This is a genomic window from Streptomyces violaceoruber (genome assembly GCF_033406955.1).
GTDB lineage: Bacteria > Actinomycetota > Actinomycetes > Streptomycetales > Streptomycetaceae > Streptomyces > Streptomyces violaceoruber.
In genome coordinates this window covers 7,702,101-7,716,482 of record NZ_CP137734.1, presented here as the reverse complement: position 1 = coordinate 7,716,482, position 14,382 = coordinate 7,702,101, and the positions used below count along the sequence as shown (strand labels likewise).

16 protein-coding genes and 1 pseudogene are annotated in these 14,382 nt (G+C 72.2%); 11 read left to right on the top strand and 6 right to left on the bottom strand.

Features of this window, described 5'->3' with window-relative positions; translation table 11 throughout:
• Positions 1–3: 3 nt before the first annotated feature.
• Positions 4–615 (bottom strand): TetR/AcrR family transcriptional regulator, encoded by a 612-nt coding sequence (locus tag R2E43_RS34720; protein ID WP_332056950.1) that lies wholly within the window; start codon positions 613–615, stop codon positions 4–6.
• Between the two features lie 87 nt (positions 616–702).
• Between R2E43_RS34720 and R2E43_RS34715 the strand changes: the two genes are divergently transcribed.
• The 6 genes and pseudogenes from R2E43_RS34715 to R2E43_RS34690 all read left to right on the top strand — a co-directional run bounded on the left by R2E43_RS34715 (position 703) and on the right by R2E43_RS34690 (position 6,638).
• The gene (locus R2E43_RS34715; protein ID WP_193484534.1) at positions 703–1,128 is read left to right on the top strand and encodes a nuclear transport factor 2 family protein; all 426 of its coding nucleotides are present in this window, start codon (positions 703–705) and stop codon (positions 1,126–1,128) included.
• The gene (locus R2E43_RS34710) at positions 1,125–1,970 is read left to right on the top strand and encodes an NmrA family NAD(P)-binding protein (RefSeq protein WP_193484536.1); all 846 of its coding nucleotides are present in this window, start codon (positions 1,125–1,127) and stop codon (positions 1,968–1,970) included. The genes R2E43_RS34715 and R2E43_RS34710 overlap by 4 nt, the downstream gene beginning before the upstream one ends.
• A 345-nt stretch (positions 1,971–2,315) precedes the next feature.
• Complete coding sequence (locus tag R2E43_RS34705; RefSeq protein ID WP_332056949.1) at positions 2,316–4,982, top strand: helix-turn-helix transcriptional regulator; 2,667 nt, start codon at positions 2,316–2,318, stop codon at positions 4,980–4,982.
• A gap of 78 nt (positions 4,983–5,060) precedes the next feature.
• Positions 5,061–5,864: an alpha/beta fold hydrolase gene (locus tag R2E43_RS34700; RefSeq protein ID WP_237530305.1), complete on the top strand. Its 804-nt coding sequence runs from the start codon at positions 5,061–5,063 to the stop codon at positions 5,862–5,864.
• Between the two features lie 122 nt (positions 5,865–5,986).
• A pseudogene (locus R2E43_RS34695) lies at positions 5,987–6,304 on the top strand (ATP-binding cassette domain-containing protein); the annotation flags it as partial.
• 25 nt (positions 6,305–6,329) lie between these two features.
• Entirely contained in the window at positions 6,330–6,638 is a 309-nt protein-coding gene (locus R2E43_RS34690) for an ATP-binding cassette domain-containing protein (protein WP_308407023.1), read from the top strand.
• 250 nt (positions 6,639–6,888) lie between these two features.
• Here R2E43_RS34690 and R2E43_RS34685 read toward each other — a convergent pair whose 3' ends face one another.
• Complete coding sequence (locus R2E43_RS34685) at positions 6,889–7,065, bottom strand: hypothetical protein (protein WP_332057154.1); 177 nt, start codon at positions 7,063–7,065, stop codon at positions 6,889–6,891.
• 17 nt (positions 7,066–7,082) lie between these two features.
• On the opposite strand from R2E43_RS34685, the gene R2E43_RS34680 reads away from it, so the two are divergent.
• Positions 7,083–7,403 carry a hypothetical protein gene (locus R2E43_RS34680; RefSeq protein WP_332056948.1) on the top strand — a complete coding sequence of 107 codons (321 nt, stop codon included), beginning with the start codon at positions 7,083–7,085 and terminating at the stop codon, positions 7,401–7,403.
• Between the two features lie 199 nt (positions 7,404–7,602).
• On the opposite strand, the gene R2E43_RS34675 is transcribed toward R2E43_RS34680, so the two are convergent.
• Positions 7,603–8,568, bottom strand: a complete 966-nt coding sequence (locus R2E43_RS34675; RefSeq protein ID WP_332056947.1) for a pirin family protein — start codon at positions 8,566–8,568, stop codon at positions 7,603–7,605.
• Between the two features lie 170 nt (positions 8,569–8,738).
• On the opposite strand from R2E43_RS34675, the gene R2E43_RS34670 reads away from it, so the two are divergent.
• A complete protein-coding gene (locus tag R2E43_RS34670; RefSeq protein ID WP_003977977.1) occupies positions 8,739–9,086 on the top strand; it encodes a tetratricopeptide repeat protein in 348 nt (115 codons plus the stop codon).
• Positions 9,087–9,129: 43 nt separating this feature from the next.
• Positions 9,130–9,786 (top strand): peptide deformylase, encoded by a 657-nt coding sequence (locus tag R2E43_RS34665; protein WP_193484540.1) that lies wholly within the window; start codon positions 9,130–9,132, stop codon positions 9,784–9,786.
• Between the two features lie 61 nt (positions 9,787–9,847).
• Here R2E43_RS34665 and R2E43_RS34660 read toward each other — a convergent pair whose 3' ends face one another.
• Positions 9,848–11,281: a dihydrolipoyl dehydrogenase family protein gene (locus R2E43_RS34660; RefSeq protein ID WP_030869185.1), complete on the bottom strand. Its 1,434-nt coding sequence runs from the start codon at positions 11,279–11,281 to the stop codon at positions 9,848–9,850.
• 120 nt (positions 11,282–11,401) lie between these two features.
• Between R2E43_RS34660 and trxA the strand changes: the two genes are divergently transcribed.
• Complete coding sequence (gene trxA / locus R2E43_RS34655; RefSeq protein ID WP_011027416.1) at positions 11,402–11,806, top strand: thioredoxin; 405 nt, start codon at positions 11,402–11,404, stop codon at positions 11,804–11,806.
• A gap of 19 nt (positions 11,807–11,825) precedes the next feature.
• Here the strand turns inward: trxA and R2E43_RS34650 are convergent, their stop codons facing one another.
• Both R2E43_RS34650 and R2E43_RS34645 read right to left on the bottom strand, forming a co-directional pair.
• Positions 11,826–12,860: a LacI family DNA-binding transcriptional regulator gene (locus R2E43_RS34650; RefSeq protein WP_332056946.1), complete on the bottom strand. Its 1,035-nt coding sequence runs from the start codon at positions 12,858–12,860 to the stop codon at positions 11,826–11,828.
• 72 nt (positions 12,861–12,932) lie between these two features.
• Positions 12,933–13,637: a TetR/AcrR family transcriptional regulator gene (locus R2E43_RS34645; RefSeq protein WP_106517526.1), complete on the bottom strand. Its 705-nt coding sequence runs from the start codon at positions 13,635–13,637 to the stop codon at positions 12,933–12,935.
• 139 nt (positions 13,638–13,776) lie between these two features.
• Here R2E43_RS34645 and R2E43_RS34640 point away from each other — a divergent pair, with 139 nt between their 5' ends.
• Positions 13,777–14,340: an NAD(P)H-dependent oxidoreductase gene (locus R2E43_RS34640; RefSeq protein WP_003977971.1), complete on the top strand. Its 564-nt coding sequence runs from the start codon at positions 13,777–13,779 to the stop codon at positions 14,338–14,340.
• The last annotated feature ends 42 nt before the right edge of the window (positions 14,341–14,382 follow it).

Sequence of the window (14,382 nt, the reverse complement as noted above, 5' to 3'; positions counted from 1 at the left end):
CGATCACTCCTCGACGGTCAAACCTTGCAGTGGACCGGAGGCCAGGACTCTGGCGGCGAAGTTCGCCAACTGCGCCCTCAGTCTTTCCCGTGGAATGCACCCTTCCCCGGCCAGGTGCTCGACGAGGTCGGCTCGTGTGGCGGCGAGCAGGGCGTGGGCGGTGAAGTCGCTGTCGGTCAGGCCGGGGATCTGCTCCAGTACGGCTCGGAGGAGGCTGTGCCACCGCTCGTAGTGTTCCGCCCGGTATGTGCTGCTGCTCCCGCCTTCCTCCAGAGCCAGCGCGAGGCGCCGGTTGTCGAGTTTGAAGCACAGGAGGGCATCGAGCAGGGCGGGTACGCGATCCCGCGGTGGGGTCGCGGGCCCCAGGGGTGGTGGGCCGGTCTCGACGGCCTGCCTGATCGGTTCGAGCCGTGCCCCGTACAGCGCGCGGAGCAGCCCGGCGCGATCGCCGAAGGCCCGGAAGAGCGTGCCCTTGCCGACGCCGGCCGCGGCAGCGACGTCGGCCATGGTGACGTCCTCGGGACTTTCGCGCCGAGCGAAGAGGGCGTCGGCGGCCGCGAGCACGGCCTCCCGGTTGCGGATGGCGTCCTTGCGAGACGTCTGGCGTTCGGGCATGCCGCTCCTTCCCATTGCAAAACGGACCCGTGGTCCATATCGTTGAAGCGGACCCAGGGTCCGGATTCTATGACTTGGAGGATACCCATGTCCGCACCGACCTCCCCGGCGGATCTGTACCGCCACAGCCTGCGACTGCTGCTCGACAAGGACATTGCCGCGTGGGTCGCACTGTGGGCCGAGGACGGCCTCATGGAGTTCCCCTTCGCCCCCGACGGCTGGCCCCGGCGTCTGGAGGGCAAGGAGGCCATCGCCGCCTACATGCGCCACTACCCCGACCACATCGACCTGCACGACTTTCCGGATCTGCGGATCCACCAGACCACCGATCCACAGACCGTCGTGGTCGAGATGCGCGGCGTCGGCCGCCTGGTGGAGAGCGACGCTCCCTTCGACATGACCTACATCGCCGTTGTGACCGTTCGAGAGGGGCACATCACCTCCTACCGCGACTACTGGAACCCGCTCGCTGTCCAGGAACCGGGCACTGACTTCACCGGGAGCAGCCGATGACCACCACCGGCACCACTCTGGTCATCGGCGCCACCGGCACCACCGGAAGCCGCACCGCCGCACAGCTGACGGCCGCGGGTCACCGCGTCAAAGCAGCCAGCCGCCAGGCCACCCCGGTCGCCGGCGCCGAGCCGGTCCCCTTCGACTGGTACGACCGCGCCACCCACGCGGCGGCCCTCGATGGCGTCGACCGCGTCTACCTCATACCGCCCCTGGGCGACACCGACCCCGCGGCGACCATGCTGCCGTTCCTCCAGCAGGCCCGCACCACCGGCGTGTGCCGCGCGGTGCTGCTGAGCTCCTCGGCCATCCCCCAGGGCGGCCCGGCGGTGGGAATGGTGCACCAGGTCCTGCCCGATCTGTTCGAACAGTGGGCGGTACTGCGGCCCTCGTGGTTCATGCAGAACTTCACCGGCACGCACGCGCACGCTCGCAGCATCCGAGACGAGGGCACCATCTGGACCGCCACAGAAGGCGGCCGGGTCGGCTTCATCGACGCCGAGGACATCGCGGCCGTCGCCGCCCGCGCTCTGACCGACGAGCAAGCCCCCAACACCGATCTCATCCTCACTGGACCCGAGGCACTCAGCCACGACGACATCGCCGCAATCATCACCGAGGTCTCCGGTCGGACCGTGGTCCACCGCCGTCTGCCCTACGAGCAGATGCGCGATCGCCTCACGACACAGGTGCCGGTGGAGTTCGCCGCAATGCTGGCCGGCATGGACCGTGCCATCGCCGAAGGAGCAGAGGACCGCGTCACCGGCACCGTCCAGCGCCTCACCGGTCGACCCCCGCGCACCTTCCAGGCCCTCCTCGAGGGACGGCCTCTCCTGGGGTGATGCTGTCAACAAGGTTGATGTACGCCATATTTGCCGATGCGTCGTACTCGACCCGCCTTGCTGGCCTTCCCCGTTGTTCGCCGACCTGGGGTGTCAGGTCATGGTCTTCCGGAGTCGGGGGCGAACCTGTTGGGGTTCGCGCTGTTGCCGAATTCTTCGAGGTGGAGGCCCGGTTCCCGGAGGACACCGGGGAGATCCCGGTGCCGGGTGTGTCGTACGTCGCCCAGCAGGTGAAGGTTTCTGCGGAGGAGTGGGCCGCGTACGACTGGTCGAGGCGGGCGATCAAGCGGCTATCCCGCCAATGAGGGCCGTGCGCCGGCCGTCCCCCCTTTAGAGTGGGCTTCTGTGCTCTACGGAAGATCTTCGGAAGTCAGTGCGCTCGACGAGGTGATCGCACAGGCCCGCCATGGCTGCGGCGGGGCGGTGGTGCTCCGGGGTGAGGCCGGGGCGGGCAAGACCGCCCTGCTCGACGCAGCGGCCGCGCGGGGCGAGGCGATGAGGGTGCTGCGGACCGGCGGCGTCGAATCCGAGTCGGACCTGGCGTTCGCGGCGTTGCACCAACTGTTGTGGCCGGTGGCCGGATTGCTCGACGCGCTGCCCGCTCCGCAGCGCGACGCCGTGCGAGCGGCCCTGGGGCACGTCGCCGGTGGCGCGGGCGACCGCTTCCTTCTGGGCGCCGGCGTGCTGTCGTTGCTGGCCGAGGCCGCCGGGCCGGAGGGCCTCATCTGCGTGGTCGATGACTTCCAGTGGGTCGATCGCGCCTCGGCCGACGCGTTGCTGTTCGCCGCCAGGCGGTTGGGCGCCGAACGGATCGCGATGGTGCTCGCTGTCCGCGGCGACGCTCCGGTCAGGGGCGTGACGTCGACGGTGGGCGTGCGCGGCCTGCCCGAGGATGCCGCGGCCGAGCTGTTGGAATCCAGGCACGGGATGCCGGCCGGCCCGGTGAGAGGAGAACTCATCAGGCTGACCGGGTCGAACCCTCTGGCCCTGAATGAGATTGCCGCCCGGCTGACGCCCGCACAGCTCGCGGGCCGCGAACCGCTGCCCGACCCGTTGCCCGGTGGTACCCGGCTCTTCGGCGATCGGGTGACCGGGTTGTCGGCCTCCGCTCGGCTGGTCGCCCTGCTCGCCGCCGTCGAGACCGACCTCGAGGTGGTCATGAGCGCCGCTGAGCGGCTGGTGGCGGGGTCGGGGGAGGTGGCTCTGGCAGAGTTGGAGGGGAGTGGGCTGGCCGAGGTGTCAGGCTCAGGTCTGCGCTTTCGTCACCCGCTCGTGCGATCCGCGATTCACGAGGCGGCCACCCCGGCCGAGATCCGACACGCGCACGCCGTCCTGGCGGAGTTGACTGGGGGCGACCGTAGGGCCTGGCACCTGGCCGGAGCCGCCCTGGGCCACGCCGAGCCGGTCGCCGTCGCGCTGGAGGAGGCCGCCGAGCGGGCTCGCGACCGCGGCGGGTACGGCGCCGCCGCCGCTGCCCTGATCAGGGCTGCCGAGCTGACCCCCGAGCCGCGCGCTCGTGCCGTCCGGCTGAAGGACGCCGCCACGGCGGCCTGGCTCGCCGGCCGGCCGGGACAGGCGGAATCGCTGCTGGCCGAGGCAGCCGAAGGGGTCGGCGGGGAGATCACACTCGCGATGGAGATCGCCCAGCTCCGGGGCCGGTTCGAGCTGAACTCGGGAAACGCGGCCGAGGCCGTGCGGATCCTGGCGGCGGGCGACAGCCTGGGCATACTGGCCGATGCCGTGGAGGCGGCCTCGTACGTCGGCGACACGGCGGCCGTCGTCGAGTTCGGCCGACGGGCGGCGGCGCACCCCGAAGGATTCCTGCGGGACACGGTGGCCGGGATCGGCCTGACTCTGGACGGCGACGTTGCCGGACCGGCCTTGCTGCGGCGGGCACTGGCGCGGACGGACGGGCTGGAGGACGCGGCCGGCTACCTGTGGGCGGCGGCCGCGGCCAGCGCTCTGGGCGAGCTGGATGTGGCGACCGAGATGGCCGAGCGGGCCGGGCGAGTAGCCAGGGTGTCGGGGATGGCCGGGCAGTTGCCCGTCGTGCTGGAGTTCGTGGCGACCGCCGAGCGCCTCGCCGGGCGGCTCGCGCGCAGCCGGGCAGTCTCCGAGGAGGGCCTGGCACTGGCGCGGGAGGCCGGGTACGAGAACACGGTAGCCGCGCACCTGGCCAATCTGGCGGTGCTTGCGGCCCTGCGTGGCGAGGAGGAGCCCTGCGAGCGGCACTCCCGCGAGGCGCTGGCCATCGCCCTGCCACACCGGGTGGGGCTGTACGCGGGGGTGGCCGCGTACGCGCCGGCCGTGCTCGACCTGTGTCTGGGCCGCTACGCGTCGGCCCATGACCGCTTCCGGGCGCTCGCGGTGGCGGGGCCCGGCGCGGGGCATCCGACCGTGACGTGGCGGAGCATGCCGGACCGGGTGGAGGCCGCGGTGGGTGCGGGGGACGAGGCCGGTGCCCGGGCGGCGGTTTCGGCCTATGCGCGATCCACCGAACACGCCGCGACGCCCGAGTCGCGCGCGCTGCTGGCCCGCTGCCGCGGCCTGGCCGAATCGGACGAGGAAGCTCTCGGTGAGGCTCTGCGGCTGCACACCAATCCGTTCGAGGCGGCCAGGACGGCCCTGCTGCTGGGCGAGCGTCAGCGCCGCGCACAGCGGCCGGGCCAGGCGCGAGCACATCTGCGGAAAGCGTGGGAGATTTTCGAGCAGGCCGGCGCCCGGCCGTGGGCGCGACGCGCGCAGGAGGAGCTGCGGGCGGCGGGCGAGAACGCCGGCGCCCCGCCCCCCAGCGTGCTCGACGCGTTGACTTCGCAGGAACTGCGCATCGCCGGCCTGGTCGCCGAAGGGTTGTCGAGCAAGGAGATCGCCGCTCAGCTCTTCTTGAGCCCGCGTACGGTCGAGTACCACCTGTACAAGATCTATCCGAAGCTGGGCATCGGCTCCCGTACGGATCTGGCACGGCTAGTAGTTCTACGGAAGGCACCCGTAGCTGCGGACGACATGCTGTGACGCATGCGAAACGTAACCATCTGGAGTGAAGAGTTCGGTGCCGAGACGGACACGCCGATCCTTTTGATCATGGGGTCGATGTCGCAGGGCATCTTGTGGCCGGACGAGTTCGTCGGCCGCCTGGCCGCCGGAGGCCGCCGGGTGATCCGGTACGACCACCGTGACACCGGCAGGTCGGGCACCGTCGACTTCGCGACCGATCCGTACACCTGGGACGACATCAAGAACGACGTCTACCGCGTACTGGCGGCCCACGGTCTGGACAGCGCCCACCTGGTGGGCCACTCGGCGGGCGGGCTGCTCAGCCAGCTCATCGCCGTGGAGGCCCCGGAGCGGGTGCGCTCGCTGACCGTCATCGCCTCCTCGCCGCTCGGTCGCGGTGAGGGCCAGGTGCTCCTGCGCGCCCTGACGGGCCAGCCGCAGCCCAAGGGCAGCCTCCCAGAGCCGGAGCAGGAGTTCGTGGAATTCCTGCGCGCGCTGATGGCCGCCCCGCCGGCTCGAGACCGCCCCGCGCTGATCGACAGCATGATCGCCGAGCAGCGCGTACTGCACGGCACCGGGCTGCCCTTCGACGAGGACGCGGCGCGCCGACTGCAGGAACGCGTCTACAGCCGGGCCCGCGATCTGTCGGCGGCGTCCAATCACCGGCTGGCCGCAGGGGTCAGCCCAGACTTCGAACCGGTGGACGCGCTGCACCGGGTGAAGGCGCCCACGCTGGTCATCGAGGGCAGCCACGAGCCAGTCAAACCGGGGCACGGTGCGCTCATCGCCGAACAGATCCCGGGGGCAAGGCTGATGACCGTGGCGGGCATGGGGCACACGCTGCCGCTGGAGACCCACCAGGAGCTGGCAGACGCGATCCTCACGCACACGGCCGAGTGAGGAAGTCCGTTGCAGAATCCCTGTGGTCATCCCTGCGTTCCCGCATCGAAGTGGCGAACCTGACTCAGCGCTTCGGCGCCAGGCTCGCCGTCGACCGGCTCAGTCTGAGCATTCCGCCCGGAATGTTCTACGGCATCGTGGGCCCCAACGGCGCCGGCAAGACCACCGCCCTGACTGCCATGTGCGGGCTGCGCCGTCCGACGGCGGGCTCGGTCAGGGTCGCCGGTCACGATCTGCGCACCGCGCGGGAGGCCGCGCTCGCGCAGCTCGGCGTCATGATGGACGGGCTGTCCTTGCCCGAACGGCTGACCGCCGGCGAGGTCCTGCGCTACAGCGCGGGGCTGCGCGGTCTGGACGGCGGCTGGCGTGCGCGGGCGGACGACCTGCTGGAGATCCTCGGACTGGACGCGGTTCCACGCACGCTGATCGTGGAGTACTCCACAGGCATGCGCAAGAAGATCAGTCTTGCGCTGGCGTTGCTGCACCGGCCCCGAGTACTCGCTGGACGAGCCGTTCGAGGCGATCGACCCGGTCTCGGCCCGCTCCATCGAGCAAGTGCTCACGCAGTACGTCGACGCCGGTGGCACGGTGGTCATGTCGAGCCACATCATGGAATTCGTCGAGCGCACCTGCCGCCGGATGGCAGTGGTGGCGGAGGGCCGGGTACTGCTCGAGGGGCCGGTGGAGCAGGTGGCCGCCGGCACGACGCTGAACGAGCGGTTCGTCGAGCTGATGGGCGCCGATCCCGTGCGTCCGCTGGAGTGGCTCGCGTGACCCGCGCCTTGTTCGCGCTCAGACTGCGCCTGCTCCGCAACGGCCCGCACAACGAGCGCGCCTTCAGTCTGGTCACCGGACTCATCCTGGCCGCCCTCGTGATCGCGGGCGCGTCCTTGACCACCCATGGCGTGATCCATGAGGGCTGGATCGCCGTGGCGCTCACGGTGTGGGGTGGCATGTGGCTGTTCGGACCGCTGGCCCAGCCCCGTCATGATCCGTCGGTCATCTCCCGCGAGTGGTGGCGCGGTTATCCGCTGCGGTCGTGGCGGCTGGCACGTGCACTGTCGTGGACCGAACTGCTGGGCATCGGCCCGCTGATCACGCTGGCGTGCCTGTCGTCGCTGGTGGTGCTGGCCGCGCCGGGCGGTACGGCGGCGGTGACGGCCGCCATCGCCGCGGCCCTGGCCCAGCTGTATCTGCTCATCTGGGGGGGGCAAAACGGTGGCGGCACTGGCCGGCTGGCTGCTGCAGACCCGGGTCGGAGTGACGCTGGCCGCGTCCTACCTGGCCGACCTGCTGCGCAGCCGCGAACGCCTGGTCGTCTTCGGCGTCACCCGCGTCCGTCGCCTCGTCAGCCGCGTCCGCGCCGACCTCGATGAGCTCACCGACGAGGACCGCGCCCAGATCCAGCAAGCCGTCCAGGTCGTCGGCCGCATCCGCCAGGTCGTCTCTCTCGGCCTGCCCCGAGTCCGTCAGCCCCTGCCCGACCTGCGTCGCACGCGATCGCCGGACATGAGCAAAGGGCCCTTCAACCTCACCTGATGGCAGGTCAGCAAAGTCAGCATTGAGTCAGCAAGTGTCTTGCAACAGCTGGCCACAGACAGCCACACCGTGGGATCGCCAACCACTCCGGCCTGAGGCCGGCGAGCTGTTCAGGAGCATTCCGGCAGGCGGGCCGAAAATGAGAGGATTGCTGGCAGCCTACCCGCGACGGTCAGCCGAATCGACGCATCTCCGCAGGTCAACGCGTCCTCCCTCGCGGTTTCAACGGCACCGCCGGCAGCGCCGGGGCAGGCAGTGGCGCCCCGTCGTACCCCTTCACCTCGCCGAACCGGGAGCCCTCCATCCAGTCCCGCCGCGCCTGTACGATCTCCTCCTGCGACCGTCCGATCCAGTTCCAGAACATGATCAGCTCCTCCTCGAACGGCTCGCCGCCCAGGAGCATCAGCTCCGCGTCCGAGTCGGCACGCAGGGGCAACTCGTCGCGGCCGCAGCCGAGGTAGAGCATCGAGCCCGGCACCAGGGGCACGCCGTCGACGTGGGCCTCGCCGCTCATGGCCAGTACGGCGTACTCGAAGTCCCGTTCCAGCGGCAGGCGTACGTCCGTGGAGCCGGTGAGGGCCAGGTCGGCGCCGACGAGGGGGGTGTACGTGGTGCCGGGCGAGGTGGCGGTGTCGAGGGTGCCGAGGAGCACGGTGGCGGCCAGGCCCGGGGCGGTGACCCGGGGCAGCTCGGCGTGGAACTCGAAGTGGGGGTCGGTGTGGCGGTGGGCGTCCGGGAGGGCCACCCACAGCTGCGCGCCGTGCAGGAGGCGCGCGTGCGGGCGCGGGCTCTCCTCCGAGTGGCTGATCGCGCGGCCGGAGGTCATCAGGCCCAGCTGGCGCGGGCGGATGGTCTGCAGGCTGCCGGTGGAGTCGCGGTGCAGTACCTCGCCCTCGTGCAGCCAGCTCACCGTCTGCAGGCCCATGTGCGGATGCGGTGGCACCTGCATGCCGGGCTCGTCGGCGATGTCGTCGGGGCCGTAGTGGTCGACGAAGCACCAGGCGCCGACCATGCGCCGGCCCAGGTTGGGCAGCAGTCGGCGGACCTCGGTGGACTCGCCGAGCTTGACGTTGCGGGGGCTGAGAAGTTCCCGTACGGGTTCCGTCACCACGAAGCCGCGGCCGCCGCAGGGACTGGGTACGGCTTCGCGATCAAGGTTGCTCATGCCGCCCAACCTAGACCCGGCGGGGCCTTCGCGTCAGACGGACCGCGGGCCGTCACCGTGGCGGGCGACGGCGTCCCCCCGCGCACCCGCGCGCGCACCCGCGGGCGCCTCCCTCAGTAGTGGAATGTTCAACCGTGCGGCGTGGTTGCAGGGCCCGAAGGAGGTTTCCAGTGGACATGACGTACTACGACCACGGAACGCCGGCGGAGCGCTGGGAGCGCGCGCGGATGTTCTTCGACGCCAAGGACTACGCCGCCGCGGCGCGCGTCCTGGACGGACTGGTCGCGCAGGTGCCCGAGCAGACCGGCCCCCGGCTGCTGCTGGCGCGCTCCTACTACCACTCGGCCCAGCTGCGGCGGGCGGAGGCCGAGCTGCGGGTCGTCGTCGAGCGCGATCCCGTCGAGCACTACGCCCGGCTGATGCTGGGCCGCACCCTGGAACGGCAGGGCCGGCAGGAGGAGGCAGACGCCCAGTTGCGGATCGCCTCGGCCCTCGCGGGCGACTTCGCGGAACTCTGAGCGACGACTCGGAGCGTGGCATCCTGGCGCGATGGGAACCGCGATGGGAACTCCGAGTGATCGTGTCCCGCTGGCCGAGCGGGTCGAGGAACTGCTCGCCGTCGGCGGCCCGTTGCCGATCGTCGCGGCCGGTGATCCGGTGCTGCGGCGCGCGGCCGAGCCGTACGACGGGCAGGTGGCGCCCGCGCTCTTCGAGCGGTTCGTCGAGGCACTGCGGCTGACCATGCACGCGGCGCCCGGCGTGGGCCTGGCCGCGCCGCAGGTCGGGGTGGGGCTGAGGGTCGCGGTGATCGAGGACCCGGCGCCGGTGCCGGACGAGGTGCGGGTGGCGCGGGGGCGGGTGCCGCAGCCGTTCCGGGTGCTGGTGAACCCGTCGTACGAGCCGGCCGGCGCCGGGCGGGCCGCGTTCTTCGAGGGGTGCCTGAGCGTGCCGGGCTGGCAGGCCGTGGTGGCGCGCCACGCCGAGGTGCGGCTGCGGGCACGCGACGAGCACGGCCGGGCGGTGGACGAGGTGTTCGCGGGCTGGCCGGCCCGGATCGTGCAGCACGAGACGGACCACCTCGACGGCACGCTGTATCTGGACCGGGCCGAACTGCGCTCGCTGGCCTCGAACGCGGCGATGGCGGAGCTCTGGTCCCAGCCGACGCCGCGGCGGGCGGCGTCGGCGCTGGGATTCGAGCTGCCCGGCCCGGCGGCCTGACCGCCCGCCCGGACGGGCCGGCGACTCCGCTCGCCGGGTCCGGGCCGGGCCGGCCGGACCGTCAGTTGTCCCGGTAGGTCTCCAGCAGCCTCAGCCACACCTCGCTGATCGTCGGGTACGAGGGGACCGCGTGCCACAAGCGGCTGATCGGTACCCGGCCGGCGACGGCGATCGTCGCGGAGTGGATCATCTCGCCGACGCCCGGGCCGACGAAGGTGACACCGCGGACGATCTCGTCCTCCAGGTCGACCACCATGCGGGCGCGGCCCTTGTAGCCGTCGCCGTACAGGCTCGACCCCGCCACGGCGATGGGGACGTCGACGGCGCGGACCCGGTGTCCCGCCTGCTCGGCCTCGGCCAGGGTCAGGCCGACGGACGCGACCTCGGGGTCGGTGAACACCACCTGGGGCACGGCGTCGTGGTCGGCGGTCGCGGCGTGCGCGCCCCAGGGGTCGGACTCCAGGATCGGCACCCCGGAGGCGCGGGCGGCGATGGCGGCACCGGCGATGCGGGCCTGGTACTTGCCCTGATGGGTGAGGAGGGCGCGGTGGTTGACGTCGCCGACGGCGTAGAGCCAGTCGCTGCCCTCCACGCGGAGGCTGTCGTCGACCGGCAGCCAGGAACCCGGCTTCAGGCCGACGGTGTCCAGTCCGATGTCGCCGGTGCGCGGCGTCCGGCCGGTGGCGAAGAGGATCTCGTCGGCCTCCAGGCGGTCGCCGGTGTCGGTGACGGCGACGACGGTGCCGTTCTCGCGGGTGACGGACTCGACGGAGACGCCGGTGCGGATGTCCACGCCGGCCTCGGTGAGCGACTCGGCGACCAGTTCCCCGGCGAACGGCTCCATGCGGGCGAGCAGGCCGCCGTCGCCGCGCACCAGCATCGTCACCCGGGAGCCGAGGGCCTGCCAGGCGGTGGCCATCTCGACGGCGACGACTCCGGCGCCGACGACGATCAGCCGGCCGGGCGCGCGCTCGGCGCTGGTGGCCTCGCGGCTGGTCCAGGGGCGTACCTCGGCGAGTCCGGGCAGCGGGGGCAGGGCGGCGGCGCTGCCGGTGCAGACGGCGACGGCGTGCCGGGCGGACAGGGTCCGGCGGGTGCCGTCGGGACCGGCCACCTCCACCGTGCGCGGTCCGGCGAGCCGCCCCTGTCCGCGGTACAGGTCGGCGCCGATGCCCTCGACCCACTGGACCTGGCCGTCGTCCTTCCAGTGCGAGGTGAACTCGTCCCGGCGGGCGAGGACGGCAGTGGCGTCGAGGGGTTCCTGGAGCGACTGGGCGAGGCCGGGCAGGCGGCGGGCGTCCGCGCGGGCGAGGACCGGGCGCAGCAGGGCCTTGCTGGGCATGCACGCCCAGTAGGAGCATTCGCCGCCGACCAGTTCGCTCTCCACGATCGCGGTGGACAGTCCGGCCGCCCGGGTGCGGTCGGCGACGTTCTCGCCGACGGGGCCCGCGCCGATCACGACGACGTCGTACGTGAGGGAATCCGATTGCGTCATGGGGTCAGTCTGGTGGGTGGTGTGCGGCGTGGCCACATGGGTACGTGCGCGGAATACCCACCAGGTCGGCAGTGTTGTGCCGACGGCTTCTCCCCCGAAACCAGGAAGAGGGATCACCTCATGACCAGCACCGTGGAACTCACCAAGGAGAACTTCGACCAGACGGTCACGGACAACGAGTTCGTGTTGATCGACTTCTGGGCGGAGTGGTGCGGTCCGTGCAAGCAGTTCGGGCCGGTCTACGAGAAGGCGGCGGAGGCCAATCCGGACCTGGTGTTCGGCAAGGTGGACACCGAGGCGCAGCCCGAGCTGGCGCAGGCCTTCGGCATCAGTTCGATCCCGACGCTGATGATCGTGCGGGAGCAGGTGGCCGTGTTCGCGCAGCCGGGCGCGCTGCCGGAGGCGGCCCTCACCGACGTGATCGGCCAGGCCAGGAAGCTGGACATGGACGAGGTCCGCAAGGCGGTTGCCGAGCAGCAGGCGCAGGCCGGGCAGAACGGCCAGGAAGGCCAGGAAGGCCAGTAGCGGGCGGTTCGGCCGCCGGTCAGCTCGACTCCCGGTGCACCACCGTCGCGCCCAGCACCTTGTGGCGTTCGGGCGCGGCGCCGGGGGCGTGCACCGCCCGGTCGACGAGTGCGGCCAGGTCGCGGCCGGCGGGCAGTTCCAGGTGGACGGTGCTCAGCCGGGGCCGCAGCAGCCGGCCCAGCATCAGGTCGTCGGCGCCGATCACGGCGGCGTGGCCGGGGATGTCGAGGCCCTCGTCCTGGAGGGCCCGCATCAGCAGCATCGCGTACTCGTCGTTGTACGCGAACACCGCGTCGAGCCCCAGGGGGCGCCAGCGCGCCGCGAGGCGGGCGGCGTCCCCTTCGTCGTAGGCGAGGGGCAGCTCGGTGACGGTGGCGTCGGTGCCGGACACGGCCTCGCGGGCGCCCGCGAGGCGCGGCGCCGAGAAGACGTCCAGGCCGCCTTCCGCGGGCACGACGACGCCGATTCTGCGGCGTCCGCGGTCGTACAGGTGGCGGGTCGCGCCGCGGCCGACGCCCGCCTGGTCCGTGAGCAGCGCGTGCGCTCCGTCGACGGCCTCGGGGCCGAGGGTGACGACCGCCCGGGCGCCGGAGCGTTTGAGGACCTCCACGCCCTGCGGGCCGAGGTCGGAGCCGGGTGCGAGGACGGCGACCGGGCGGAGTTCGGCCCAGGCGCGGGCGGCCTCGTCGCCGCGCAGGCCGACGGTGCCGTACTGCACGACGGTGTAGTCGAGGCGGCCGAGCGCCCACTGGAGTTCGCTGAGGAACCGGCTGTAGAGCGGGCCGGCGGGGAAGGACGGCGCCGGCATCAGGACCATGCGGCTGTGCCCGGCGCGCAGTGAGCGGGCCGCGGCGTGCGGGACGTAGCCCAGTTGCCGGGCGGCCTCGCGGACGCGGCGGCGGGTGGGTTCGCTGATCCGTACGGTGCCGGTGTTGTTGAGGACGTAGGAGACGGTCGCGCGCGACACACCGGCCAGCCGGGCCACATCGGCGCTCGTGGGTACGGAGCGCGGTGCGGAGGGGTCGGAGGGCGGTGGATTCGGTATCTGCACCATGACGTACGGCATCCTGGCAGAAGCCGGACGGGAGCCGTCGGGCGGGGCAACGCCGTCCGCGGCGTACGGAGTTCAGGCCAACGGCGCGACGGCCGGGGGCACGGACCCGGGGTCCGGGGTGTCGGTGCGGGTGACCCGCGCGACCAGGTCGAGCCAGCCCTCCCGCACGCGTTCGGCGGGCAGCCCGCACTGCCGGGTGAGGTGGTGGATCAGGGCCGCGTCGAGGTAGGCCATGAGGGTGTGCGAGAGCAGTTCGCTGTCGGCGTCCGGCACGGCCTCCCGCAGCAGCAGGGCCACATGGTGGCGCAGGAAACGGCGCGGCGGGAAGGTGTGGCGGCGTTCGGCGCTGGGCTCCCCGGCCAGGAGGAGGTCCAGTTCGTCGATGGAGCGGCGCAGCAGCGCGCAGCCGAAGGCCCGCAGCCGCTCCACCGGGGGTGCGCCCGGGCCCAGGGGCGGCGGACCGCTCAGGAGCGCGGCCTGGAACTTGCGCTCCGAGTGGTCGAGCAGTGCCGCGAGGAGCCCGGTGCGGTCGCCGAAGCGGCGGAAGACCGTGCCCTTGCCCACGCAGGCCGCGGCGGCCACCGCCTCCATGGTCAGGGCGCCCGCGCCGTGCTCGGCCACCAGCCGCTCGGCGGCCTCCAGGAGCCGGGCGCGGTTGCGCGCGGCGTCGGCGCGCAGGCAGGGCTCGTCCTCGTCGGTCCCGGTGCCGAGTTGCAGCAGCTCGGGCGGACCGGCGTTCTCCTGGGGCTGCGGGAGGGGTGGCGGGGCGGCGGGCATGAAGCCAGCGTAAAGCATCGGGAAGAGAACTGGACCGCGGTCCGTTTAAGATGCTAGAAATTAAACGGACCCCGGTCCGGATTGTTACCGCAGTGTTTCGGCACGCCTGCCGACACGTGTTCCAGCAGTGGGAGTACTCATGTCTGTCCGCATCCTTGCGCTCGTCGGCAGCCTTCGCGCCGGTTCGCACAACCGTCAGCTCGCCGAGGCGGCCGTCAGGTTCGCACCGGAGGGCGCCGAGGTGCAGCTGTTCGAGGGGCTCGCCGAGATCCCCTTCTACAACGAGGACATCGACGTCGAGGGCAGCGTCCCGGCCGCCGCCGCGAAGCTGCGCGAGGCCGCCCAGGGCGCGCAGGCGTTCCTGCTCTTCTCGCCCGAGTACAACGGCACCATCCCGGCCGTCCTGAAGAACGCCATCGACTGGCTGTCCCGCCCGTACGGCGCCGGCGCCTTCACCGGCAAGCCCGTCGCCGTGGTCGGCACCGCCTTCGGCCAGTACGGCGGCGTGTGGGCGCAGGACGAGGCCCGCAAGGCCGTGGGCATCGCCGGCGGCAAGGTGATCGAGGACATCAAGCTGTCCATCCCCGGCTCGGTGACCCGCTTCGCCGAGACCCACCCGGCCGACGACGCCGAGGTGGCCGCCCAGCTGACCGAGGTCGTGGCCCGGCTGCACGGCCACGCGGACGAGGCCATCGCCGCCTGACCGGCGCGAGAGCACGTCGTACGGGACCGGAGCTCGGCCGAG